The following is a 24,203-nucleotide window of genomic DNA, read 5'->3' as shown; positions in this document are numbered from 1 at the left end:
TCGAACGAGGTTTTTGCCTGATCCTGCGAAATGCAGAAACAGGCAGGCCGTGCGCGGGGCCGCGTCAGGCGCGCCGGCCCAGCCGGTTCCCCAACGCCAGCAGCCCCCATCCCGCCAACCCGAAGGTCAGCGCGATGCCTGCGGCATAGACGGCCACGCCGCCGTAGCCGCCGACGTTGGCGGGGTTGAGGAAGGGGTAGGGGTACCAGCCCGTGCGGCTGCCGCGCACCAGCGTGTAGACCAGGTAGGCCATCGGGAAGACCAGCGTCCACAGCAGTTGCCGGCCGCCGAGGCGCGTGCGCGGCGGTTGCAGCAACCAGTCGAGCAGCACGACGCACGGCATGACGTGGTGCAGCAGCGTGTTGATCCACGGCCGCAGCGCGCCGAGGTCGACGTCGCGCAGCAGCAGCGAGAAGACGATGCCGACCACCACCATGTTCACGGCCGACAGGGCGCGCAGCCCTTCGTCGGGTCCCGTGGACGCCGGGCGCCAGAGGCGGCGCGCTCCGAGCACCAGCACGATGGCCGCGAACAGGTTCGAGAGGTTGGTGAAGAAGCTGAAGAAGTTGACGACGTCGAAGCCCATGCGCACATGGATCGTCAGCTGCCAGCCGACCGCCACGAGGGTCAGCAGGCCGAAGAAGAGGCGCAGGGCGGACCAGGCCATGGGATGCCGGTCCTCAGGGCCTGCAGCTGCCGCCCATGGACACCGAGCCGTCCTTGCATTCTGTGAGGATGGGCTCGCCGCGCGACGCGGGCGCCGAGGTGGCGCTCGGGGCCGGCGAGGCCGCGCCGCCTTCGCGCTGGTAGACGATCTTCTTCGTGCCCAGCTCGCAGCTGCCCACCACCTGTCCGCTCGCCGTGGCGGCGGCATCGACGGTGACCACGCTGAAGTTCGTCACGCCCGACGCGGCGATCTTCGCTTCGATCTGGGCGCGCAGCGTTTCGCAGTTGCTCTGGCTCGGGCTCTGGGCATGGGCGCTGCCGGCGGCCATGAGCAGGGGCCAGGCGGCGGCGGCAACAGCAAGCCAATGGCGTTTCATGAGGGGCCTGCCTTTCTTTCTTGCGTGCAGTGGGGGCGGGAGAAATCGGAGTCTAGTCGTGCACAAAGACCAACGGCCCGCCGCGCGAGCGACAGGCCGTTGGTGTGGGCACTTCCGGGCCTGGTCAGGCCCGGGAGGCGCAACGCAGCGGAATCAGACCGCCGGTGCCAGCACCGCGTTCAGCGTGGCGCTCGGGCGCATCACGGCTTCGTACTTCTTCGGGTCGGCCAGGTAGTAGCCGCCGATGTCCACGGCCTTGCCTTGCACGGCCGCGAGTTCGTCGACGATCTTCTTTTCGTTGGCGGTGAGTGCCTCGGCCAGCTTCTTGAACTTGGCCTGCAGCTCCTTGTCCTCGGTCTGTGCGGCGAGTTCCTGGGCCCAGTACATGGCCAGGTAGAACTGGCTGCCGCGGTTGTCCAGCTGACCGGTCTTGGGCGACGGGTTCTTGTTGTTGTCCAGCAGCTGGCCGGTGGCGGCGTCGAGCGTCTTGGCCAGGATCTTGGCCTGCGCGTTGCCGGTCTTCAGGCCCAGATCTTCCAGGCTCACGGCCAGCGCGAGGAATTCACCGAGCGAATCCCAGCGCAGGTGGTTTTCTTCCACCAGCTGCTGCACGTGCTTGGGGGCCGAGCCGCCCGCGCCGGTCTCGTACATGCCACCGCCGGCCATGAGCGGCACGATCGACAGCATCTTGGCCGAGGTGCCCAGTTCCATGATGGGGAACAGGTCGGTGAGGTAGTCGCGCAGGATGTTGCCGGTGGCGCTGATGGTGTCCAGGCCGCGCACGACGCGCTCCAGCGTGTAGCGCATGGCGCGCACCTGGCTCATGATCTGGATGTCCAGGCCGGTGGTGTCGTGCTCGTGCAGGTACATCTTGACCTTGGTGATCAGCTGCGCCTCGTGCGGACGGTAGGCGTCAAGCCAGAACACGACCGGCATGCCGGAGTTGCGCGCGCGGTTCACGGCCAGCTTCACCCAGTCGCGGATCGCGGCGTCCTTGACCTGGCACATGCGCCAGATGTCGCCCTTCTCCACGTCTTCGCTCATCAGCACTTCGCCGGTGTCCAGGTCGGTGATGTTGGCCACGCCGTCTTCGGGGATCTCGAAGGTCTTGTCGTGCGAGCCGTACTCTTCGGCCTTCTGGGCCATGAGGCCGACGTTGGGCACGGTGCCCATGGTCTTGGGGTCGAAGGCGCCGTGCCACTTGCAGAAGTTGATGATCTCCTGGTAGATGCGGGCGAAGGTCGATTCGGGCATCACGGCCTTGACGTCCTTCAGGCGGCCGTCGGCGCCCCACATCTTGCCGCCGTTGCGGATCATGGCGGGCATCGAGGCGTCCACGATCACGTCGTTGGGCGAGTGGAAGTTGGTGATGCCCTTGGCCGAGTCGACCATGGCCAGCTCGGGGCGGCCTTCGTGGCAGGCGTGCAGGTCGCGCTTGATCTCGTCCTGCGTGCTCTGGGGCAGCGTGGCGATCTTGTTGTACAGGTCGACCATGCCGTTGTTGACGTTGATGCCCAGCTCGTCGAACAGCTTGCCGTGTTTCTCGAAGGCTTCCTTGTAGAAGATCTTCACGCAGTGGCCGAACACGATGGGGTGCGAGACCTTCATCATCGTGGCCTTCACGTGCAGCGAGAACATCACGCCGGTCTTGTGCGCGTCTTCGATTTCCTTTTCATAGAAGGCCAGCAGGGCCTTCTTGCTCATGAACATGGAGTCGATGATTTCGCGGTCGAGCAGGGCGACCTTGGGCTTGAGCACGATGGTCTTGCCGCTCTTGGTGAGCAGTTCCATCTTGACGTTGCGCGCGCGGTCCAGGGTCATGGACTTTTCGCCGTGATAGAAGTCGCCGCCGTGCATGTGCGAGACGTGCGAGCGCGAGGCCTGGCTCCACTCGGCCATGCTGTGCGGGTTCTTGCGGGCGTATTCCTTCACGGCGCGGGGCGCGCGGCGGTCGGAGTTGCCTTCGCGCAGCACGGGGTTCACGGCGCTGCCGGTGCACTTGTTGTAGCGCGTGCGGATGTCCTTGTCCTCGTCCGAGGTCGGGTTCTCCGGGTAGTCGGGGATCTTGTAGCCCTTGCCCTGCAGTTCCTTGATGGCCGACTTGAGCTGCGACACCGAGGCGCTGATGTTGGGCAGCTTGATGATGTTGGCTTCGGGCTTGAGCGTGAGCTTGCCCAGCTCGGCCAGGTTGTCGGGCACCTTCTGGTCGTCGCTCAGGAACTCGGGGAACTCGCCCAGGATGCGGGCGGCCACCGAGATGTCGCTCGTCGTCACGTTGATGCCGGCCGGAGCCGTGAAGGCGCGCACGATGGGCAGGAAGGCGTAGGTCGCCAGCAGGGGCGCCTCGTCGGTGAGGGTGTAGACGATGGTGGGTTGCTTCGTGCTCATGCGCTTGCTTCCGTAGGTTCTGGGTTGTCGAGAGGGCTGAAATTTCATTGGGCGAAATGGACTTTCGCCGGAGCCCCCCATTGTCGCCCGGTCGGGCCGGGGCGCGGCCGGAGAAACCCCGATGACCCCTCTGCCAGGGCTTCCCGCGATGGCTACCATTGCGCCCCATGAAAAAGCTGCCTCTTGCCGGGATCGTCGGTCTTCTTGTCTCGTGGCTGGCCGGCCCCGTGCTCGCCGCGCCCGCGGCGCAGGTCTTCGTGGCCGTCAAGACGCCCGAGGCCGTCGACGCCATGTGGCGCGCCCACCTGTGCGCCTTGCTGCCCCAGCCCTGCGATGCGCGGGCGCTGAAGCTGCACCGCCCGCGCGACGGCGGCGCGCCCGACGACTACCTGCTCACCTCGGAAAAGCCCCTGGCCATGGCGCGCCTGAAGCGCGACGCCGGCGCCGGTGGCTGGCAACTCGCGCAGCTGCACGATTTCTCGACCTACGTGGCCTCGCAGCAGCGCGACCGCCCCAGCACCGACCCCGAGTTGCACCTGGCCCTCGCGCCGGTGCTCTACCCGCTGGCCGAGGGCCGCTGGGCCGTGGCCGTGACCCAGCACGAATCGGAAAGCTATTCGGGCGGCGGCGCGTCCTATGTGACGGCCGACTTCGTGCCGCTGGACACGCCGCCCGGGCAGCGCGCCAAGGCCGCGCGCGAGGGCGTCCCGTACTGGTGCTCGCGGTCGATTCGTGCCTGCTTCAGCGAGAAGGAATACAAGACCTCGAAGCACTGCCACGACGAAAGCCGCGGCAGCCTGCGCATCGCCTACGACGCGCCGGCGAAGGCCGGTGGCCCCTATGTGTGGCGCTACACATGGCTGCAGAGCGAGTGGCCGGCGCACACGGGGCCGGCCGGCAACAAGCGCACCAGCGTCGACTTCACGGACGACAGCGCGCAGAAGCCGACCGCCTGCGACGGCGGGCTGCAGTAGGCAGGCCGCAGCGGCTCAGTGCCGCGGCACCGTCACCGCGCCCACGTGCAGCGTGCGTCCCGCGCCCAGCCCCGCCATGACCAGCACCACGCCCAGGCCGACGAACAGCCACGCCGAGGCGCGGAAGCTGCCGGTCCAGCCGTGCAGCAGCCCGGCCAGCAGCGGGCCGAAGGCCGCCACCATGTAGCCCACGCCCTGCGCCATGCCCGACAGGTGCGCGGCAATGTGCGAATCGGGCGAGCGCAGCACGATCATCGTGAGCGCCAGCGCGAAGGTGCCGCCCTGCGAAATGCCCAGCACCACGGCCCAGGTCCACATGCCGCCGGGGGCATCCAGCGGCGCGAACAGCATGGCCAGCATGGCCGCCACCGTCATCGCCGACAGCACCACCGCCAGCGCGCGCTGGTTGCGCAGCTTCACGGCCAGCGCCGGCACCACGAGGCAGGTCACGACCTGCGTCATGACCGACAGCGACACCACGTAGCCGGCCATTTCGCCGCTGAGCCCGCGCTCGCGCAGGATCGGCGCCAGCCAGCCCATCACGATGTACGCCAGGGCCGACTGCAGCCCCATGAAGAAGGTCACCTGCCAGGCCAGTCGGTCGCGCCACAGGCCGCGCACGGTGAAGCCCGACTCGCTGGCCACCGGCTTGAGCGGCAGCGCCTGCGGCGCCCAGATGAACGTGACCAGCGCGGCCGGCACGGCCCACATGGCGAGCGCCAGCGTCCAGCCGCCGCCCAGCGCGTGCTCCAGCGGCACCGTCAGGCCCGCGGCGCTGGCGGCGCCGCCGCACACGGCCATGGTGTACAGGCCCATCATCAGCGCGGCCTGCTTGGCGAAGTCGCGCTTCACCAGGCCCGAGAGCAGCACGTTCGACACCGCGATGCCGCTGCCCGCGATGGCCGAGGCCAGGAACAGCAGCGGGATGTTGCCGGTGCCGCGCAGCACCGTGCCCACGCCGATCAGCACCATGCAGCCCAGCAGCGTGCGCTCGGTGCCGAAGCGGCGCCCGAGCCAGGGCGCCATCGGCGCGAACACGCCCAGGCAGACGATCGGCAGCGTGGTCAGCAGGCTGGCGGCGGTGGCCGACAGGCCGGTGGCGCGGATGATTTCCGGCAGCACCACCGACAGGCTGGCGAACACCGGCCGCAGGTTGAAGGCGATGAGCACCACCGTCAGGCCCAGCAGCAGCCGGCGGCCCCGGCTGGGCGTCGGCGTGGGGCGCGGTGCGGGGAGGCTGTCGACTTCGGCGTCGATCAGCAGTTCTTCGGCGCCCGATGGCGCCGCCTGGGTGCGCGCAGCAACACCCGTGGGCAAGGTCATGGAGTTCATGCGGTGCCCAGTGCGAGCGCGTTGAGCGTCGGCGCCATCAGCTCGCGCACGGCGGCGGCGGCGCGCTCGGGGTCGCGGCTCGCGATGCCTTCGACGATGGCGCGGTGCGCCGCCTCGTCGGGCTCGGGCAGGCTGGCGCTCAGCGTGCTGGCGATGGTCTCCTTGATGTAGCCGGTGATGAAGCGGCAGGTCTCGACCAGCGCCAGGTTGCCCGACACATCGACGATGGCCAGGTGGAAGGCCAGGTCGCGCTCGATGAAGGCCGCGCCGCCATCGGCCAGGTCGGGCTGGCCGCGCTTGTCGAGCAGGGCGTTCAGCCGGCGCAGGTCTTTCGCGGTGTGACGCACGGCGGCGAGCCGGGCGGCCTCGACCTCGAGCGCGCGGCGCACCTCGAACTGGTCGCGCAGGCTGGCCAGGCGCAGCTTCTGCAGGCTGGCCGAGGGGTCGAAGCCCGAGCGCACGTACGTGCCCGAACCCTGCCGCACTTCGAGCAGGCCGCGCGAGACCAGCGTCTTCACCGCCTCGCGCACCGTGCCGCGGCTCACGCCCAGCAGCTGCGCCAGCTGGGGCTCGATCGGAATGCGCGAGCCGATGGGCCAGCGGCCCGCCGCAATTTCGGTGCGGATGCTGTTCGCGGCGGCGTCGGCCAGGGAGGTGCGAGGGGGTTGGACGAGCATGGGTCAGGCCGGCTTATTCATTGAATGATTGGATGAATTTAACCATTGTTAAAAAGACGGGGTCAACGGGAGGGGCATGAAGGCGGCGCGACGGGGTGTCGGGCCGCCTGGTTTACCAGCTGCCCGAGGCGCCGCCGCCGCTGCTGGAACCGCCGCTGTCCGAGGAGGACGAAGACGACGAGGATGAAGAAGAGGATGAACTGCTGCTGCTCCAGCCGCTGTCGTCGTCGTCGCCGCTGCCCGACTCCATGACGCCGGGCGGCAGGAAGCCGATCAGCATCGAGAAGAACGCCGCCAGCGCGATGGGAATCCACGAGGTGTCCGGCACCGGGCCGGGCGAGGTGATGTGGAACACGTAGCCGCAGATGCCCGCCACGATGGCCAGGCGCACGAGGAAGCTGACCACGCTGCGCTGGAAGGTGTTGACCATGCAGCGCACGATGATCACCGCGAACAGCGTCACGCCGCCGATGCACAGCGCCCACAGGAAGCCCCACCAGAAGCGGTCGGCGCCGACCGTCCACGCGATGGCGACCAGCGACGCGATCACGAGCACGAAGCCGCCCATGAAGATGGCGGCCGTGCGCGACATGCCGCAGAGAAAGCCCAGGCCGTAGCCGAAGATCGCCGGCATCGCCAGCACCAGCGCGATGGCCGGGTTCAGCAGCGCCGCGCCGGCGGCCAGCGGGCCAGCCCCGAGCAGGCCGAGCACCAGGCGCAGGTCGCGTGGGGCAGGGCGCGCACGCGCCGGTTCGGGCTTCATTGCCGCCAGGGCGTCGGCCCAGGGTTCGGGGCCCGCGCCGGCGTTGCGCCGACCCTTGCGTTTTTTCTCTTCGGCACGCCGCGAGGCCGAGGTGCCGCGCGGCGGGTCGCGCTCGATGCCGCGGCCGTGGTAGATGCCCAGGCCCAGGCCCCACAGCAGCACGCCCAGCAGGCCCCAGCCTTCGGGCGTGACGCGGCCGCCGCTCGTGAGGCTGGTGACCTTCTCGTCGTCGGGTGCGGGGGCGGGTGCGGCGGCGTGGTCCACGACGATCTGCTGCGACTCGGGCGCGACAACGCCCACCTCGCCGTCGAGCAGCCGCGCCAGCGCGCCCACGGCCGCCTGCACGCCGCCGGCGAAGTCGCCCTCGCGAAAACGCGGCGCCATTTCGCGGTCGATGATGCGGGCCGCCTGGATGTCGGTCACCGTGCCTTCGAGCCCGGTGCCGACCTCGATGCGCATGCGGCGGTCTTTCTGCGCCACGAGCAGCAGGATGCCGTCGTCGGCGTCGCTGCGGCCCAGCCGCCACTTCGCGAACACGCGCGTGGCGTAGCTCTCGATGGTGTCCTCGCCCGTGGTCGGCACGATGAGCACGGCGAGCTGGGCCTGGGTGCGGCTCTGTATGTCGGCGATCTGCGCGCGCAGCGCCTCGGCCTCGCCGGGCGGCAGCGCCTGCGCGAGGTCGACCACGCGCGAACTCATCGGCGGCACCGGCACGGGCTTGGCCTGCGCGGCGCGCGGGCCGGCCAGGCACAGCACCAACAGCAGGCCCAGGCACAGCGACAGCCAGCGGGGCATCGACAGCGGCGCGCGCATCGGCGCGTTCATCGGCGCGCGCCCTTCGCCGCCACCACGCCCGCGCCGCGCACCTCCACCCGGCGCTGGTCGACCACCTTGCCGCTGGCGTCCACCAGCTCGATCAGGTGCCGCCCCGGCCATGGCAGCCACTGCGCGCTGTTGCCGCGCGCGTGGAACTTGCCGTCGATGCGCCACTGCACGCCCCGCCCTTCGGCTTCGAAGCGCACGCGCTGGCGCTGCGGCGGAATGTCGGGGTCGAGCGCGAGGATCGTGCCGTCGGACGGCGCCGTGATGCGCGCCGAGGCGGCGTCGCTCGCCATGCCGGTGTCGAGCGCGAACAGCGGCTGCTCGGTGCCCTGCAGGAACCATTCGCTGCGCGCTGCTTCGAGCGGGCTGCCGTCGGCGCCCGGGCCGAAGCTCACGCGCGCCTCGACCAGCCCGGCGGGCGGCGCGGGCGCGCGGCTGGGTTCGCGCGCGTGCAGGAAGCGCATCACCTCGGCCCACACGGGCGCGGCGCCGCTGGTGCCGCTCACGTCCCACATCGAGGCGCCGCTGGCGTTGCCGACCCACACGCCGACCGTGTAGCGCTGCGACCAGCCCACGGCCCAGTTGTCGCGCATGTCCTTGCTGGTGCCGGTCTTCACGGCGGTCCAGAAGCGGGTGGACAGGATGCTGTCCAGGCCGAAGGTGCGCGTGCGCGCGTTCGGGTCGGAGAGGATGTCGCTGACGATGAAGGCGGCGCGCGGGTCGAGCAGCGGCGCGGCCTCGGCGGGCTTCTGCTTGCCGGCCGGGGCGGGTGGGCGCGGTGTGAGCGTGGTCGCGCCGAAGCGTCCGCCGTTGGCCATCATGCGGTAGGCATTGGCCAGCGACAGCAGCGACACCTCGGCGCTGCCCAGCGCCAGGCTGTAGCCGTAGTAGTCGCCGCTCTCGCGCAGCGGCAGGCCGGCGGCGCGCAGTTCGCGCGCGAAGGCCTCGGGCGACACCATCACCAGCGTGCGCACGGCCGGCACGTTGAGCGAGGCGGCCAGCGCGGTGCGCGCCGACACCGGGCCCTTGAAGCGGCGGTCGTAGTTCTGCGGAATGTAGAGGCCGCTCGCGGTGCTGATCTGCGCCGACGAATCCTCGATCAGCGAGGCCGCCGTGATGCGCTTCTCGGCCAGGGCCTGCGCGTACAGCAGCGGCTTGAGCGTGGAGCCGGGCTGGCGCAGCGCGGTCACGCCGTCGACCTCGGCGGCCTGGCTCAGCGGGCCGGAGGAGCCGACCCAGGCCAGCACCTCGCCGCTCGCGTTGTCGAGCACCACGAGCGCGCCGTCTTCCACATGGCGGTCGCGCAGCTCGCGCAGGTGGCGCTGCAGGCTGTCGAGCGCGTAGCGCTGCAGCGGCGCGCGCAGCGTGGTGCGCACGCTCGTGGGCGCGGTGGACTTGTCGTTCCCCGCATCGCGCAGTTCACGCAGCACCCGCCGCGCGGCATGCGGCGCGATGCCTTCGTTGGGCTCGAACGCGCGCCGCTGCACCACCGCGCTGGTGAACATGTCGAGCGCCTCGCAGTCGGTCTTGGCGCCGGGCTCCATCACGCGCAGCACCTCGCAGGCGCGCTGCGCCACCAGCGCGGGGCGGGCGTTGGGCGCGCGCACCAGCGCGGCGGCCACCGCGGCCTCGCGCGCGTCGAGCCCGCTCGGGGCCTTGCTGAAGAGCGTGCGCGAGAGCGCGTCGATGCCGACGATCTCGCCGCGGAAGGGCACCGTGTTCAGGTAGGCCTCGAGGATCTGGTCCTTGCGCCAGCGGCGCTCCAGCTGCGTGGCGGCCACGGTCTGGCCGATCTTCTGCGTGAAGCTGCGCCCGCCCGCCGCTCGGCGCAGGTCGTCGTCGAGCAGGCCCGCCAGCTGCATGGTGATGGTCGAGGCGCCGCGCGTGCGCGTGTTCCACAGGTTGCCCCAGGCCGCGGCCGAGGCGGCGCGCCAGTCGACGCCGCTGTGTTCGTAGAAGCGCTTGTCCTCGCTCAGCACCATGGCCGCGCGCAGCGCGGGCGACACGTCGGCCAGCGCGGTCCACTGGCCGCGCCGCACCGTGGGGTCGGTGCGCACGCGCTGCAGCAGCTCGCCCTGGCGGTCGAGCACGGCGGTCTCGGAGGAGCGGAAGTCGCGCTTCACCTCCTCGAAGCTGGCCAGTGCCCAGGCGGAGGGTGCGGCGGCTGCCGTCAGCAGGACCACGGCCAGGGTGTGCCGGGCGGTGGAAGAAAACGAGAACGCAAGAGGCATCGCAGCAGACGGGGCCGCGGGGCGGCAGGCAAAGCGGAGACGGCCCATTCTCCGCCATGCCTTGCGGGGCCCGCCCACGGCCGCGTCAGGGGCCCACGTACGCCGCGAGATGCTGTCCTGTGAGCGTGGCGCGCTTGGCGACCAGGTCGGCCGGCGTGCCCTCGAAGACCACGCGCCCGCCGTCGTGGCCGGCGCCGGGGCCCAGGTCGATGATCCAGTCGGCGTGCGCCATCACCGCCTGGTGGTGCTCGATGACGATGACCGACTTGCCCGCATCCACCAGCCGGTCGAGCAGGGCCAGCAGTTGTGCCACGTCGGCCAGGTGCAGGCCGGTGGTCGGTTCGTCGAGCACGTACACGCCGCCTTTCTCGGCCATGTGCGTGGCCAGCTTGAGCCGCTGGCGCTCGCCGCCCGACAGCGTGGTGAGCGGCTGGCCCAGGCTCAGGTAGCCCAGGCCCACGTCGGCCAGCCGTTGCAGGATGGCGTGCGCGGCCGGCGTGCGCGCCGGGCCTTCGCCGAAGAAGGCGGCGGCCTCGGTCACCGGCATCGCGAGCACCTCGCTGATGTCGCGCCCGCCGAAATGGTGTTCGAGCACCGAGGCGTGGAAGCGCTTGCCCTCGCACTCCTCGCAAATGGTGGCCACGCCGGCCATCATCGCCAGGTCGGTGTAGATCACGCCCGCGCCGTTGCAGGTGGGGCAGGCGCCCTCGGAGTTGGCGCTGAACAGCGCAGGCTTCACGCCGTTGGCTTTGGCGAAGGCGTTGCGGATCGGGTCGAGCAGGCCGGTGTAGGTGGCCGGGTTGCTGCGCCGCGAGCCGCGGATGGCGCCCTGGTCGACCGCCACCACGCCCGCGCCGGCGGGGATCGAGCCGTGCACCAGCGAGCTCTTGCCCGAGCCCGCCACGCCGGTCACGACCACCAGCACGCCCAGCGGAATGTCGACGTCGACATTGCGCAGGTTGTGCGCTTTGGCGCCGCGGATCGGCAGCGCGCCGGTGGGCTGGCGCAGCTTTTTCTTGAGCGCGGCCCGGTCGTCCAGGTGCCGGCCCGTGAGCGTGCCGCTGGTGCGCAGCGCTGCCACGCTGCCCTCGAAGCAGACCGTGCCGCCCGCCGAGCCCGCGCCGGGGCCGAGGTCGACGACGTGGTCGGCGATGGCGATGGCTTCGGGCTTGTGTTCCACCACCAGCACCGTGTTGCCCTTGTCGCGCAGGCGCAGCAGCAGCTCGTTCATGCGCTGGATGTCGTGCGGGTGCAGGCCGATGGTGGGCTCGTCGAAGACGTAGGTCACGTCGGTGAGCGAGGAGCCCAGGTGGCGGATCATCTTCACGCGCTGCGCTTCGCCGCCCGAGAGCGTGCCCGAGGGGCGGTCGAGACTCAGATACCCGAGGCCGATCTCGACGAAGGAATCGAGCGTGTGCGCCAGCTTGGCCAGCAGCGGCGCCACCGAAGGCTCGTTCAGGCCGCCGACCCACGTGGCGAGGTCGCTGATCTGCATCGCACAGGCCTCGGCGATGTTGAGCTTCTTGATGCGCGAGGAGCGTGCCGCTTCGCTCAGCCGCGTGCCGCCGCAGTCGGGGCAGGTGGTGAAGGTCACGGCCCGCTCCACGAAGGCGCGGATGTGCGGCTGCATCGCCTCGACGTCCTTGGCCAGGAACGACTTCTGCACCTGCGGGATGAGGCCCTGGTAGGTGAGGTTGATGCCGTCGATCTTGATCTTGGTCGGCTCCTTGTGGAGCAGGGCGTCGAGCTCCTTCTTGGTGAACTTGCGGATCGGCTTGTCGGGGTCGAAGAAGCCGCAGCCGTTGAAGATGCGCCCGTACCAGCCTTCCATGCTGAAGCCCGGGATGGTGAGCGCGCCTTCGTTGAGCGACTTGCTGCCGTCGTAGAACGCGCTCAGGTCGAAGTCGGTGACCGCGCCCCGGCCCTCGCAGCGCGGGCACATGCCGCCGGTGCGGCTGAAGGTCTGCTTCACGGTCTTGGCGGCGCCGCGTTCCACTGTGATGGCGCCGGTGGCTTTCACCGAAGGCACGTTGAAGGCGAAGGCGCTGGGCGAGCCGATGTGCGGCTTGCCCAGGCGGCTGAAGAGAATGCGCAGCATCGCGTTGGCGTCGGTGGCGGTGCCGACGGTGGAGCGCGGGTCGCCGCCCATGCGCTCCTGGTCCACGATGATCGCGGTGGTCAGGCCGTCGAGCACGTCGACCTCGGGCCGCGCCAGCGTCGGCATGAAGCCCTGCACGAAGGCGCTGTAGGTTTCGTTGATGAGCCGCTGCGACTCGGCCGCGATGGTGCCGAACACCAGCGAGCTCTTGCCCGAGCCCGAGACCCCCGTGAACACCGTGAGCCGGCGCTTGGGCAGCTCGACGCTGATGTCCTTCAGGTTGTTCACGCGCGCGCCCTGCACGCGGATGAGGTCGTGGTGGTCGGCGGCGTGCCTGTTCTGCGTGTTTTTCGCTTCCTTCTTCGGGGCCTTGCTGCTCATCGGGTCTTTCTCTGGAAGGGACACGGGGCCGCCACGGCGGCGGCGCCCGTGCAGGAGGTCAGGGGGCTGCGGCGCCGGAGGCCGGCTCAGCGTGTCTGCTGGATGCGGATCAGGTTGCCCGCCGGGTCGCGCACCGCGCAGTCGCGCACGCCGTAGGGCTGGTCGGTGGGCTCCTGCACGATCTCGGTGCTGCGGGCCTGCAGGCGCTCGAAGGTGCCTTCGAGGTCGGGCGTGGCCAGCAGCAGCGAGGCGAAGGTGCCCTTGGCCATCATCTCGGCGATGGTGCGGCGCTCGTCGTCGGTGAGCCCGGGCGTGGCGGCCGGCGGATACAGCACGATGGAGGTGGCGGGCTGGCCGGCCGGGCCGACCGTGATCCAGTGCATGCCGCCGTAGGCGACGTCGTTGCGCACCTCGAAGCCCAGGGTGTCGCGGTAGAAGGCCAGCGAGGCCTGCGCGTCGGTGTGCGGAAGAAAGCTCGAATGGATGCTGAGATTCATGATGGCGAGGGTCCGTGGTTGTGTCGGGCCGTCATGCTAGGTGCGAGGCGGGGTTTCGCGCTTCTCGATTCCTGATCGGGCGCGTCACTTGTTTGGCCACGCACGCCGGCATGCCCGCCGTCGCCTGCGCCGCCTCGCGCCGGTAGACGCCGGGCGACACACCGACCAGCTCGGTGAAGCGCGTGGTGAAGGTGCCCAGCGAGGCGCAGCCGACCTCGAAGCAGACCTCGGTCACGCTCAGGTCGCCCCGGCGCAGCAGCGCCATCGCGCGCTCGATGCGCCGCGTCATCAGGTAGGCGTAGGGCGACTCGCCATAGGCCAGGCGGAACTGGCGGCTGAGGTGCCCGGCCGACATGTTCACGTCGCGCGCGAGCGCCTCCACGTCCAGCGGCTGTGCGTGCTCGCGGTCGATGCGGTCGCGCACGCGGCGCAGCCGTGCGAGGTCGGGCAGAGAGGGCTGGGGCAGCGTGGCGGTCATCGGCGGGATCGTGCCACGTCGCTACGGCGTGCTCAAGCGCAGGCAAAGGTTCCACATCCGGTAACGAACTTCACACAAGCGCCTGCATCTGGAAACCCGACGCGCACGCAGCGGGGCTTCAATACGGTACGGGCTCGCAGCAGGCGCGCCCGACCGTACAGCCCCACCCAAGGAGAACTCCGCATGACGAAAACACTCGCGCTTCTGCTGGCCGCTTCGGCCATCCTGGCTGGTTGCGTGGTCGCACCCTACGACCGGGGCCCGCCCCCGCGCGGCCACGGCTACGACCGCGACCGTGACGGCGTGCCCAACCGCTACGACCGTGACCGCGACAACGACGGCGTGCCCAATCGCTACGACCGCCGGCCGAACAACCCCTACCGCTACTGACGCCGGGGCTGAAGGCCCCCAAAGAAAAAGACCGCGAGGCACGCAGCCCCGCGGTCTTTTTTCTTTCTTGTGCGTGTGTGGATGTGCTCAGGCAGCGCGGCGCGCCATCAGCGCCCACAGGCCGGCCGCGCTCAGCAGCGAGCCGCCCGCCAGGTGGAAGCGCCGCTGCGCGCGCGGCGAGGCGAGCAGCCGGCCGGCTGAACTCGCGAACACCGCGTAGAGCGTGGCATTGAGCGTGGCCAGCGCCACGAAGGTCAGGGCCAGCACCCACATCTGATGCGACACGTCGGCGCCCGGGCGGATGAACTGCGGCAGGAAGGCCACGAAGAACACGATGCCCTTGGGGTTCAACGCCGTCACCAGGTAGGTGTTGGCGAACAGGCGCCAGCGCGAGGCCGGTGCGGCCGGCGCGGCGGTCTCGGTGGACGAGATGCCGGCGCGCAGCAGCTTGATGCCTAGGTACAGCAGGTACAGGCCGCCGACCCACTTCACCACCGTGAACCAGAACGCCGACGCGGCCAGCAGCGCGCCCAGGCCCAGCAGCGACACCACGAGCGCGGTCGAATCGCCCAGCGCCACGGCAGCCACCAGCGGCAGGTTGGCACGGCGGCCGTGCGACATCGAATAGCTGATCACCGTGAGGATGGTCGGCCCCGGAATGATCAACAGCAGCGCCGAAGCGGCGACGAAGGCGAGCCAGAGTTCGATGGGCATGGGGATGGATGCTCCTGGTGGTGTGGGAAGGGCGGTGCGCCGTTCAGCGCGGGAACGAAGTCTTTTTCATGCGTCCGTGGTCGAAGCCGGTGCGCCGAAACGCAGCGCGGACCGCGCCTTGGCGCGCTCGGCCTCGATGGCACGGTCGCGCGGCTCGGCCGTGGTGACCAGCGATTCGATCAGCCGCGCGGCCGTGGCAGCCACCTCGTCCACGGCGCGCTCGAAGGCCTGCTCGTTGGCGCGCGACGGCACGCTGAAGCCGCTGAGCTTGCGCACGAACTGCAGGGCGGCGGCGCGGATCTCCTGCTCGGTGGCAGGGGGCTCGAAGTTGTAGAGGGTCTTGATGCTGCGGCACATGGCGAATGCTCCGGTCAGGCGCGGCGCAGGGGCCGCGCGGCCAGTCTAGCGAAATCGCGTTTTCTTGCGCAGCACCCGCCGGGGAAGGCCTGCGGGAGGCCCGGGCCCCCGTTCAGCTGCCTTCGTAGAAGAACTCTTCGCGCACGATCTTGCCGTCCTTGACGGTGTACAGCGCCATTTCTTCCATCGTGAAGCGCTGGCCCGTGGGCTTCATGGTCACGTCGAAGCGAAAGCCCACGATGAAGCGGTCGTCGTGCGGCCAGGGGCCGGCCACCTGGAACGAGTGCACCTCGTGGTTGGCCACCCACCATTCACCCTTGGCGCGGATGGCCGACAGGCCCACCGACTCGCGCGACATGCCGGGCGGCGCGCTGGCCTCGACGCTGACGGCCTCGGGCGCGTAGAGCGCCTGGGCTTCATCGAATGTCCCTGCTTTGCACAGCGCCACGAGCTTGGCGGCGATTTCCTGGGTGTTCATGCGTTTCTCCAGTGAGTTGGGGGGATGACGGGAGGCGCAGTGTAGGCCCGCGCACCGTGCGTCGTCGACAGATGTTCAACGCGCTGGTTCGTTGAGCGCGCGCAGGCTGTCGACGCCCTCCGGCGAGAGCCACAGCAGTGTGTTCAGGTAGGTCTCGATGCGGTCGACCAGCGCGCTGCGCGGGCCCTCGCGCCATCCGGTGGAACCATAGAACGCCGCCTGCTCGGCCTCCAGCGCCTCGCGGCTCGCGTAGGCGCGCACGAGGTGGTAGCTCTCTTCCTCGTGGTCCGACCGGCCGTAGCTCACCACGTCCATGCCCTTGCTGCGCAGCATGGGCACCGCGCGTTCATGCATCGCGCGGTGGAAGTCGTCGAGGGTGCCGGGCTTGAGGCGGTAGGTGCGGATTTCGAGCAGGCGCTTCATGGGGAATGGACGGCAGCGTTCATGCGGGAATGCGCGGTGCTTCGACGTCGTGCAGCCGCGCGCTGAAGTCGTACTTGTATTCGCAGTCGCCGGCATAGGCCAGCGCGATCTTTCCGGTCCACGTGATGTCGAAGCGGTCGGTGCCCGCGATGCGGTCGAAGCGGATGCGGTGGTGGGCCGCGGCGTCGTGTCCGAGCAGGTAGATGTGAAAGACGTTGTCTTCCATGTCGTCGGGCGGCGGCAGGTCGATGCTGACCTCGAGCCCGTCGAGTCGCGCCAGGCTGAAGTCGGGCAGTGCGCAGACCGCGAAGCCGCCGCCGTCGCCCCAGGCGGTCGACGACAGCGTGCAGCGGTGGTAGTTGGTCCAGACCCCGGGCGCGTCCCAGTCGGAGGGGTAATCGATGTCCTCGTCTTCCGGCTCGTCGATCTCGCGCTCGGCGTCGTAGTCCTCGCTGCGCAGGTGCAGGTCGAACCACACCTCGTTGTTCCTCACGGACGCGGTCCAGCGGAACTCCTTGATGGGATGGCCTTCGGGCCACGGGTTGCCGGCGAAGTGAATGCGGTCTCGAGGCGTCATGGGGCGGGTGTCGTGCGTGTTCGTTGCGCTGTCGTGTGCGCGGGCATGGGCGCTGTCGTCCGCGACCGCGACGCAGCGCTCCAGCAGGGCGGCCTCGCGCACCTCTTCGGTGGTGTCCACCTGGAACACGTTCTTGCCGCAGTCGCTGCAATACCGGACGCCGGGCGTGGCGGTGGCTTCGAGTGCGTCCCAGGGCTTGGGGCACGAGAGCGATCCGTCGTGCCCGCTTCCCGACGGCGCCTGTGGATCGACTGGCGCGCGGCCGATGCGGATCGACTTCTTCATGGGGGCGGCGGGCGGCGGGTGCCGAGGATGTACTGCGCGACCCATTCCGCCTGTTCCGGTGTGTCGGGCATGTCGACGCCCCGCGAGCGGCTCAGCAGGTGAAAGATGTTCTGGCGCGGAACGCCGAGCCCGTGCAGCAGGCTGCCCGCGATGAGGCCCGTGCGGCCGATGCCTGCGCGGCAGTGGATGGCGATGGCCTTTCCGCTCGCCAGTTCGGCGCCCAGTTCGGCAATGAAGGCCGCCGCGTCCTGCTGCGATGCCGGCAGGCCTCGGTCCGGAATCGGGAAATGCCGGAACACGATGCCATGTTCGGCGCACAGCGCAGGCTCTTCCCGGAGTTCAAGGGCCCTGATTTCCTGGGCCTCGAGCAGGGAGACCACGATGTCCAGCGATGCACGCTGCCAGGACGCCACCTCCTCGCGCAGCAGGTCGCCGCCGCGCGGGCGTGCCATCAGGCCCAGCCGATGCGGCCGTATGTCGCGGACCCAGTGGATGGTGGTCTCGAACATGGTCTGCGGACCTTACAGCCGATCGATCAGCCGCATCGCCCTCAGGTGAAAACGATCGCCGTCTTGTGCGCGATGCTCAGCCGCGCCGATTCGTACAGCAGCAGCCACGATTCGATCTCCCGGTAGAGGCCTTCGTCCTCGCCCATGCTGCCCGCGAGCCGCGCGGCTTCCTCGTCCGACAGCTCGCCGTCCGAGAGCGTGATGCCGAGCGCGGGGGCGACCAGCACCAGTTCTTCGAGCAGGCGGTACGACGAGCCGAGCATGCCGCCGGGCAGGTCGGTCTCGTCTTCCCCGGCAAAGATCACTTCGTCGAAGTCGACCGGCAGGTAGAAGCCTTCCGCGTCGGAGTGGCACAGCAGGTGGCTTTCGAACAGGCCGGCCACGTCTTCGAGCGTCTCGTCTTCCGTGGGGTCGGCGTCCTCCGGCAAGGGCGTGGCGATCCAATCGGGCGTCGTCACGCGGTGCGCGTAGGCGCGGCGCAGGTAGTGGATGAACGAGTAGGGCAGGCCGTCCAGCGGCGCGCGGGATTCGAGCGGCGGCAGGCTGCGCGGCTCGACGTGCGCCGGCAGGCCGGCTTCGGCGAGCTTGCGGTTCGCGGCGGCGAAATCTGCCTCGAAGTGTTCGGCGCCTTCGGGATCGTTCTCGATCAGGTCGGCGAGGATACCGACGCAAATGGCCAGGCCCATGGGGTTCTCCAGGTTGTGGGTTCGCCGCGATGGTGACGAGGCGCGGTGAAGGCGGGATGACGGCCCGCCTTCACCTTTGGGTGCCCCGTTACTTCGCCGCCTCCACCTTCACCCGCGCATTCGGCGTCTCGCCGAACATCTCGGGCGCGTACATCGCTTCCACGCGGCTGGGCGGCAGCGCGAAGTCGCCGACGTTGTTCAGGCGCACGGTGTATTCCATCTTCACGACGCCCTTGGGCAGGTACTCGTAGTAGCTGCGGAAGGCTTCGAAGCTGCGCTCCTCGAACGCCGGCCAGCCGGCGCCGCTCTTCTTCTCGCCCTGCGTGGCGATCTGCGAGTCGCGGCCCAGGCCGCTGCCCAGGATGGTGGCGCCGCCCGGGACCGGGTCGGTGATCACGACCCAGGTCATGTCGGTGCTGGCGTTGACCTCGATGCTCACGCGCAGCACGTCGCCGCGCGTGTACTTGCCGGCCACGGCCTGCTCGACCGGCGTGACGGTCTTCTTCAGCGCATAGCCCGCCGCGAACGGCGCCTTCAGCTGCACGGCGGCCAGCGACTGCAGCGTGAGCCACGGCTTGCCGGTGCCCTGCTGCGTGACCAGCAGCGTGTCGCGCACGGGCGCACCCGTGGGCGATGCGGACCAGGGCAGGAACATCGTGTTGTTGCGCAGGTTGCCCGGCGAGGCGGGCGCGCCGAACATCGTGGTCTGGTTCGGGGCGCCGGTTGCGTCGCTGGCCTTCACGCGCTCCACCTTGCTCCAGTCGACCTGCGCCTTCACCGCGCCCAGCGTGGCGGCGGTGACGCCGGCCACCGGCGTGCTCTCGAACACCTTGCTGAACTTCTCCAGCGCCAGCCCGCCCCACAGGTTGGCGGTGGTGGTGTGCCAGGCGCCGTTCTGCTGGCGGCCGATGAAGCCGTTGGCGAGCTTGCCGATGTCGTCCTTCCAGGCCGGGTCGTCCATCACCGTGAGCAGCAGGCGCGCGGTGTTGACGTCGCCGTTGGTCATGAGCCACCACCAGTAGTCGTCCTGCTCGGTGCTGAAGATGAGCTTGGTGCCCTGGTAGGACAGGCGCGCCTTCAGCACGTTGTTGGCCTCGTCCAGGCGCTGCTGGCGCTGCGGCACGTCGTTCACGCGCTTCAAGATGTTGACCCAGTCGATCACCGCGCTGGTGGGCCACTGGTTCGGCGCGATGGTGATGCTGCCGAGCATGCTGCCCTTGGCCTTGCCGTAGCGCGAGAGCGCTTCGAGCGCGGCGAGCTTGCGCACGTCCAGGTCCTTGCGCGGGCTCCAGAACTCGCGCGTGACGCGGCCTTCGACGAACGCGATCAGGCCCGACTCCATCGGTGCGCGCGCGTCGTCGGCGAGCGCGAAGGCGGGGTTGAGCTGCGCCGCTTCGTGCGTGGCCGCGAGCAGGTACGACGTGAGGATGTCGCTGCCACGGTTGGCTTCGCCGTCGCGCGGCGGGAAGTAGCTGGCCAGGCCGTCGCTGTCCAGGTAGGTGGGCAGCGTGGCCAGCACGCCCTGCCACATCTTCGCGTCGCGCAGGCCGACCGCCTTGCTGGTCTTCTGTTCGAGGCAGCTGAAGGGGTAGTTGGCGAACCAGTCGCGCACGCCCGGCAGGCCTTCGGCCAGCTTGGGCTGCAGCGACATCTTCAGGCCGCCGCGGCCGGGCAGGGCGTCGGCGGGCGGTGCCACGTCGAGCGTGAACGGCCCGTCGACCTGCACCAGCGTGGCCTGCTGCACCGTGAGCGGCACGGCGGGCACGATGCGCTGGCGCACCTTGAGCGCGTCGCGCGCGCCACCGACGGTGTCCTTGGCCTCGATCTCCCACAGGATGGCTTCGGCGCGCGTCTGCGCGAGCTGCGCGGGCGCGGTCACGTTCCAGGCCACCTCGCGCGATTCGCCGGCCGGGATGTCGACCGTCTGCGTCTCGAGCGTGAGCAGCGTGGCGCGCGGTGTGGCTTCCACCTTCATCGGCTTCTGCGTGGTGTTGCGCAAGGTGATCTGCGCGCGGAACTGGTCGTCCTCGCGCACCAGCGGCGGCAGGCCGCTGATGATCTGCAAATCTTGCGTGGCCTGGATGCTGGCCTGGCCGGTGCCGAACAGGCTGGTGCCCGCATCGGCCACGGCCACGATCTTGAAGGTGGTGAGCGCGTCGTTCAGCGGCACCGTCACCACGGCCTGGCCGTTGGCGTCGAGCACGATCTTCGGGTTCCACACCAGCAGGGTGTCGAGCAGTTCGCGCGTCTGGCCCTTGCCGCCGCCGCCGCCCGCGGGCACGGCCTTGCGCCCGTAATGGCGCCGGCCGACGATTTCCATCTGCGCGGTGGAGGTGCTCACGCCCCAGCTGCGCCGCTGCAGCATCGCGTTGAGCAGGTTCCAGCTGTCGTTGGGCATGAGCTCCAGCAGCGCCTGGTCGACCGCGGCCAGCGCCACTTCGGCGCCGGCGGCCGGCTTGCCGTCAGGCAGCTTGGCGGTGATGGTGACCTGCGCCTTGCTGCGGATCGGGTAGCTGGGCTTGTCGCTGGTCACGGTCACGTCGATCTGGTGCGCGCGCGTGCCGACGCGGATCTCGGCCATGCCCAGGCGGTAGGCGGGCTTGCTCAGGTCGACCATGGCGGTGGGCGCGACGTATTCCTTGCCTTCGTACCAGAAGGCCGTCCACCACTCGCGCGGCGCCTTGAAGCCCCAGGTGAAGAAGCTGTACCACGGCACTTCGCGCAGGCGCCCGCGCAGCGCGAGCACGCTCACGTAGGCGTTCGGGCCCCACTCGGGCTTGACCTGCAGGCTGACCGTCGGGTCCTTGCCGTCCAGCTGCACCACGTGCGTCTCGATGATGCCTTCGCGCTCCACCGCCACCAGCGCGGTGGCAAAGCGGAACGGGCTGCGCACCTGGAACTTGGCGACCTCGCCGGGCTGGTAGCTCTTCTTTTCGGGTAGCACGTCGATGCGGTCGTTGTCCTCGCCGCCGAACCACAGTTCGCCCTGCTTGGTCACGTAGACCGAGCTCACGGCGCTGGCGCTGCGGCCGTCGCTGTCGGTGGCGCTGGCCACCAGCTCGACCTCGCCGGCCTCCTTCAGCTCCGACTCGCACAGCAGCAGGCCGCGCGAATCGCTCTTGCCGGAGCAGACGGTGCCGATGTCCTTCGCTTCGGTCTTGTTGTCGTAGGTGTAGAAGCCGCCGACCATGCGCTTGCGGCTGGTGGTGGTGATGCGCGCCACGGCACGCACGTTGAGCGTCACGCCGGCCTGGGGCTTGCCCGTGAGGTCGAGCGCGAGCGCCTGGAACTTGAGCTTCTGGCTGGTCGAGACCCAGCCCTCGGTCTTGATGCCGGCGATGACCGACGCGGGCCACAGCGTCTGCGTGCTGCGAATGGTCTGCACCTCGCCGTTCGGGTCGGCGTAGGTGGCTTCGAGCAGCAGCTCGCGCGCGGCCTTCACCTTGGGCACCTTGTCGATCGTGACCTTGCCGGCGCCGTCCTTGTTCAGCGTGAGCGGCAGCTTGTCGGCGATCACGCGGGTGTCGTTCACGCTGTTGAGGTCTTCCTCGCCGGCGCTGGTGTCGGCGGCGGTGGCGGCTTCGCTGCCGTCGCCGGCGGCGCGCGGCGGGTTGAAGCTGAAGGCGTCGTAGTCGGAAAAGCTCAGGCCCTTGCCGCGCACCATGGCCGACACGCGCACGGGCAGGTTGGCGGCGCCGCCGCCGGCCACGTAATTGATCTGCACGTCGGTGGGCACGCTCGTGGCGGCCACCAGCGGCTTCTTCTCGGTGGGCGCGATGCGGCCTTCGAGCACCGGCAGGCGGAACTCCTCGACGCGGAAGATGCCGGTCGAGTAGGTGCGGTTGTTGCCCTCGTCGCTGGTGCCGTCGCCGTTGCGCAGCTCGACCTGATACACGCCGAGCTTGGCGGCCGGCGGAATGGCAAAGCTGTTCTCGGCGCTCAGGCCGCCGGTGGCGGTCTTGCGCCAGGCCAGCGGCTGGGTGAAGCGCTGGCCGCTGCCCATGTGGGTCACGACCAGCGTGTCGGGCCGGTCTGCCGGCAGGCCGAAGCCCTTGCTGGTCTGGGTGCGCAGCAGGCTCTTCATCGACACCGTCTCGCCGGCGCGCAGCAGCGTGCGGTCGAAGATGGTGTGGGCGATGCCGTCGGGGCGCACGTCCAGGCTGGTGGGCACGTTGAAGCGCCAGGGCTCGATGCCGCGCTGCCAGTCGCTCCAGGTGAAGGCGAGGTCTTCCACGCCCTTGTCGTCCTTGGCGCGCGCGCTCACGAACCAGGCGCTGGTCTCGTACTCGTTCGGGCCGTTGCAGCTGGGTGCATCGGGCGACACGCCGTTGAGCATCACGATGCCGCTGGCGTCGGTGGTGCCGGTGGCCACGGCCTTGCCGTCGCAGCTGGACACGCGCACTTCGGCGCCCGCCACCACCTTGCCCTTGTCGAGCGTGGTGACCCAGGCCATCGAGTTCTCGCGGCCCAGCTTGAAGTGCACGGCCAGGTTGGTGGCCAGCGCGGTGGTGCGCACGTACATCGTGCGCCCGGCGTTGTAGCGTTCGTCGAGCAGGGCTTCGCCGAGTTTCTGCGAGGCGATCTCCAGCACGTGGAAACCCGGCGTCAGCGGGATGCCAACGACTTCGAAGGGGCGCGGGTCGCCGCTCTCGGCCTTGGGCATGTCCAGGGCCTTCACGCCCGGCTGGCCGCCGAGCAGCGACACCATGCGCGTCTGCACGTGCGAGCGTTCGTTCTTGTCGATCACCGGGGGCAGGGCGCCCTTCACGTCGCGGCGCGCGGTGTCGCGGCTGACCGTGTAGCTGTCGTAGCGGCGCACCTTGCGGTACCACGCGATGATCTCGGCGTCGGTCTTGGGGTTGAGGTCGCTCACCTTGCCGGGCGTGAGCGCCTGCACCATCAGCTGCGGCTCCACGCGGCGCACCGTGACCGGCATCATGGCCGGGGTGCCGGGCTCGGCCAGGCGCTCGATCACGCCGAAGGGCGAGGCCGCGAATTTGGCCAGCGGCGGCATCGTGCCGGTCGCCACCTTCAGCGGAAAGCTGCCGGGCGTGCCCAGCGGGCGGCCCGAGGCGTCCTGGAAGCCGGAAGGCAGCTCGATGCTGAACTGCGTGCTCTCGGCCAGCGGCGGGCCGAAGCTCGCGCTGTTGACCACGTCGTCGTCGTTCTGTGAGCCGCCGCCGCTTTCGAGCGTGGCCTTGATCGTCTTGCCGTCGCCCTTGAGCACGATCTGCGACGCCACCTTGCGCGTCACCGGCGCATTGAACTGCAGCTGCATCGGGCGCAGCGGCAGGCAGGCGGCCTGCGCGTTCTCGCGCTCGCAGGTGAAGGACACGGCGAAGGGTTCGCGCACCTGGTAGTCGAAACGGCGTTCCACGTTGTTGGCGACGCCCGACGGCGTGGCCACGCCCTTGCCGTAGACGACCTGCACCTTGGCGCCCGGCGTGAGCGTGCGGTTGCACTGCATCGTGATGAAGCGCAGCGGGTCTTTCGCGGCTTCCTTCTCACGGTGGAAGGCCTTGAGCAGCTCGGTGCGCGCCTCGCCCTCGAGCAGCTTGGCCGGAATGCGTTCGCCGACGCCGTCGGCCGCGCACCAGACGTTCTGGCGCACGCTGTCGATGGTGGCCGCGCCGTTGAGCTCGAGCACGAACATCTGCTGCTCGTCGATGCGGGCGTAGGTGCCCGGCATGTAGTTGCGCACGAACGGGCCGCCGCTATTGAATTGATAGCGCTCGGGGCCGGTCAGCTCGCCGCCGCCGGCCGGCTTGAAGGTGGGAACGCGGGTGACCGAGCAGCGCACGCCGGGCGGCAGGTCGTTCTCGAAGTCGTAGACCCAGGCCTTGGCGTCGGTCCAGCGGCCGGTGCCCTTGCCGGCCTGCGCGTCCGAGCAGCTCACGGTGAGCGGCGCGGGCGCCTTGGGGTCGCCGAAGTTGACCGCCGCCTGATCGAATTTGGCGACGACCTGGCGCACGCGCGCCACTTCGCCCTGTGGGGTCAGGCTGGTGATCTGAAGTGCATGGCCCGGGCCCGCCGCGAGTGCGCCGGCGGCCAGTAGCAATGTCGGAATGAAACGGTTCACGGAGTTCTCCACCTTGAGGCA

The 24,203-nt window shown here is 69.8% G+C and carries 20 protein-coding genes; 2 read left to right on the top strand and 18 right to left on the bottom strand.

What is annotated here, in order from left to right:
- Positions 1-64: 64 nt before the first annotated feature.
- The 3 genes from AC1RL8_RS15010 to AC1RL8_RS15000 all read right to left on the bottom strand — a co-directional run bounded on the left by AC1RL8_RS15010 (position 65) and on the right by AC1RL8_RS15000 (position 3,431).
- Positions 65-667, bottom strand: coding sequence for a Pr6Pr family membrane protein (locus AC1RL8_RS15010; RefSeq protein ID WP_492684671.1), 603 nt, complete (start codon positions 665-667; stop codon positions 65-67).
- Between the two features lie 13 nt (positions 668-680).
- Positions 681-1,043, bottom strand: coding sequence for a DUF1161 domain-containing protein (locus tag AC1RL8_RS15005; RefSeq protein WP_492684670.1), 363 nt, complete (start codon positions 1,041-1,043; stop codon positions 681-683).
- Positions 1,044-1,196: 153 nt separating this feature from the next.
- Positions 1,197-3,431: an NADP-dependent isocitrate dehydrogenase gene (locus AC1RL8_RS15000; protein ID WP_095949616.1), complete on the bottom strand. Its 2,235-nt coding sequence runs from the start codon at positions 3,429-3,431 to the stop codon at positions 1,197-1,199.
- 167 nt (positions 3,432-3,598) lie between these two features.
- Between AC1RL8_RS15000 and AC1RL8_RS14995 the strand changes: the two genes are divergently transcribed.
- A complete protein-coding gene (locus AC1RL8_RS14995; protein ID WP_492684669.1) occupies positions 3,599-4,405 on the top strand; it encodes a hypothetical protein in 807 nt (268 codons plus the stop codon).
- Positions 4,406-4,420: 15 nt separating this feature from the next.
- On the opposite strand, the gene AC1RL8_RS14990 is transcribed toward AC1RL8_RS14995, so the two are convergent.
- From AC1RL8_RS14990 to AC1RL8_RS14960, 7 genes are all read right to left on the bottom strand, one after another.
- The gene (locus AC1RL8_RS14990; protein WP_095746504.1) at positions 4,421-5,737 is read right to left on the bottom strand and encodes a CynX/NimT family MFS transporter; all 1,317 of its coding nucleotides are present in this window, start codon (positions 5,735-5,737) and stop codon (positions 4,421-4,423) included.
- Complete coding sequence (locus tag AC1RL8_RS14985) at positions 5,734-6,414, bottom strand: FadR/GntR family transcriptional regulator (protein ID WP_095949614.1); 681 nt, start codon at positions 6,412-6,414, stop codon at positions 5,734-5,736. Before AC1RL8_RS14985 ends, AC1RL8_RS14990 begins: the two co-directional genes overlap by 4 nt.
- A 112-nt stretch (positions 6,415-6,526) precedes the next feature.
- Positions 6,527-8,002, bottom strand: coding sequence for a TPM domain-containing protein (locus AC1RL8_RS14980; protein WP_492684668.1), 1,476 nt, complete (start codon positions 8,000-8,002; stop codon positions 6,527-6,529).
- Positions 7,999-10,230, bottom strand: a complete 2,232-nt coding sequence (gene pbpC / locus AC1RL8_RS14975) for a penicillin-binding protein 1C (RefSeq protein ID WP_492684667.1) — start codon at positions 10,228-10,230, stop codon at positions 7,999-8,001. The genes AC1RL8_RS14980 and pbpC overlap by 4 nt, the downstream gene beginning before the upstream one ends.
- Positions 10,231-10,315: 85 nt before the next feature.
- A complete protein-coding gene (locus tag AC1RL8_RS14970) occupies positions 10,316-12,709 on the bottom strand; it encodes an ATP-binding cassette domain-containing protein (protein ID WP_492684666.1) in 2,394 nt (797 codons plus the stop codon).
- An 86-nt stretch (positions 12,710-12,795) separates the two neighbouring features.
- Complete coding sequence (locus AC1RL8_RS14965; RefSeq protein WP_095949610.1) at positions 12,796-13,206, bottom strand: VOC family protein; 411 nt, start codon at positions 13,204-13,206, stop codon at positions 12,796-12,798.
- A gap of 31 nt (positions 13,207-13,237) precedes the next feature.
- A complete protein-coding gene (locus AC1RL8_RS14960; protein ID WP_492684665.1) occupies positions 13,238-13,684 on the bottom strand; it encodes a helix-turn-helix transcriptional regulator in 447 nt (148 codons plus the stop codon).
- A gap of 183 nt (positions 13,685-13,867) precedes the next feature.
- Between AC1RL8_RS14960 and AC1RL8_RS14955 the strand changes: the two genes are divergently transcribed.
- Positions 13,868-14,074 (top strand): hypothetical protein, encoded by a 207-nt coding sequence (locus AC1RL8_RS14955; RefSeq protein WP_062474353.1) that lies wholly within the window; start codon positions 13,868-13,870, stop codon positions 14,072-14,074.
- A gap of 87 nt (positions 14,075-14,161) precedes the next feature.
- Here the strand turns inward: AC1RL8_RS14955 and AC1RL8_RS14950 are convergent, their stop codons facing one another.
- The 8 genes from AC1RL8_RS14950 to AC1RL8_RS14915 form a co-directional block, all read right to left on the bottom strand.
- Positions 14,162-14,788, bottom strand: coding sequence for a LysE family translocator (locus tag AC1RL8_RS14950; protein ID WP_492684664.1), 627 nt, complete (start codon positions 14,786-14,788; stop codon positions 14,162-14,164).
- A gap of 66 nt (positions 14,789-14,854) precedes the next feature.
- Positions 14,855-15,145, bottom strand: a complete 291-nt coding sequence (locus AC1RL8_RS14945; RefSeq protein ID WP_492684663.1) for a DUF2277 domain-containing protein — start codon at positions 15,143-15,145, stop codon at positions 14,855-14,857.
- 112 nt (positions 15,146-15,257) lie between these two features.
- A complete protein-coding gene (locus AC1RL8_RS14940) occupies positions 15,258-15,623 on the bottom strand; it encodes a nuclear transport factor 2 family protein (protein ID WP_070062203.1) in 366 nt (121 codons plus the stop codon).
- A 75-nt stretch (positions 15,624-15,698) separates the two neighbouring features.
- Positions 15,699-16,046, bottom strand: a complete 348-nt coding sequence (locus AC1RL8_RS14935) for an NIPSNAP family protein (RefSeq protein ID WP_492684662.1) — start codon at positions 16,044-16,046, stop codon at positions 15,699-15,701.
- Between the two features lie 19 nt (positions 16,047-16,065).
- Positions 16,066-16,908 carry a hypothetical protein gene (locus AC1RL8_RS14930; RefSeq protein WP_492684661.1) on the bottom strand — a complete coding sequence of 281 codons (843 nt, stop codon included), beginning with the start codon at positions 16,906-16,908 and terminating at the stop codon, positions 16,066-16,068.
- Entirely contained in the window at positions 16,905-17,417 is a 513-nt protein-coding gene (locus AC1RL8_RS14925) for a phosphatase domain-containing putative toxin (RefSeq protein ID WP_492684660.1), read from the bottom strand. The genes AC1RL8_RS14930 and AC1RL8_RS14925 overlap by 4 nt, the downstream gene beginning before the upstream one ends.
- 41 nt (positions 17,418-17,458) lie before the next feature.
- Complete coding sequence (locus tag AC1RL8_RS14920) at positions 17,459-18,103, bottom strand: putative DNA-mimic protein (protein ID WP_492684659.1); 645 nt, start codon at positions 18,101-18,103, stop codon at positions 17,459-17,461.
- An 88-nt stretch (positions 18,104-18,191) separates the two neighbouring features.
- A complete protein-coding gene (locus AC1RL8_RS14915; protein WP_492684875.1) occupies positions 18,192-24,182 on the bottom strand; it encodes an alpha-2-macroglobulin family protein in 5,991 nt (1,996 codons plus the stop codon).
- Positions 24,183-24,203 lie beyond the last annotated feature (21 nt).

The sequence above is a fragment of the Variovorax sp. GW822-FHT04E09 genome (genome assembly GCF_058800845.1).
Note: the sequence above shows the minus strand (reverse complement) of the source record. Positions and strands in the feature narration are given on the sequence as shown.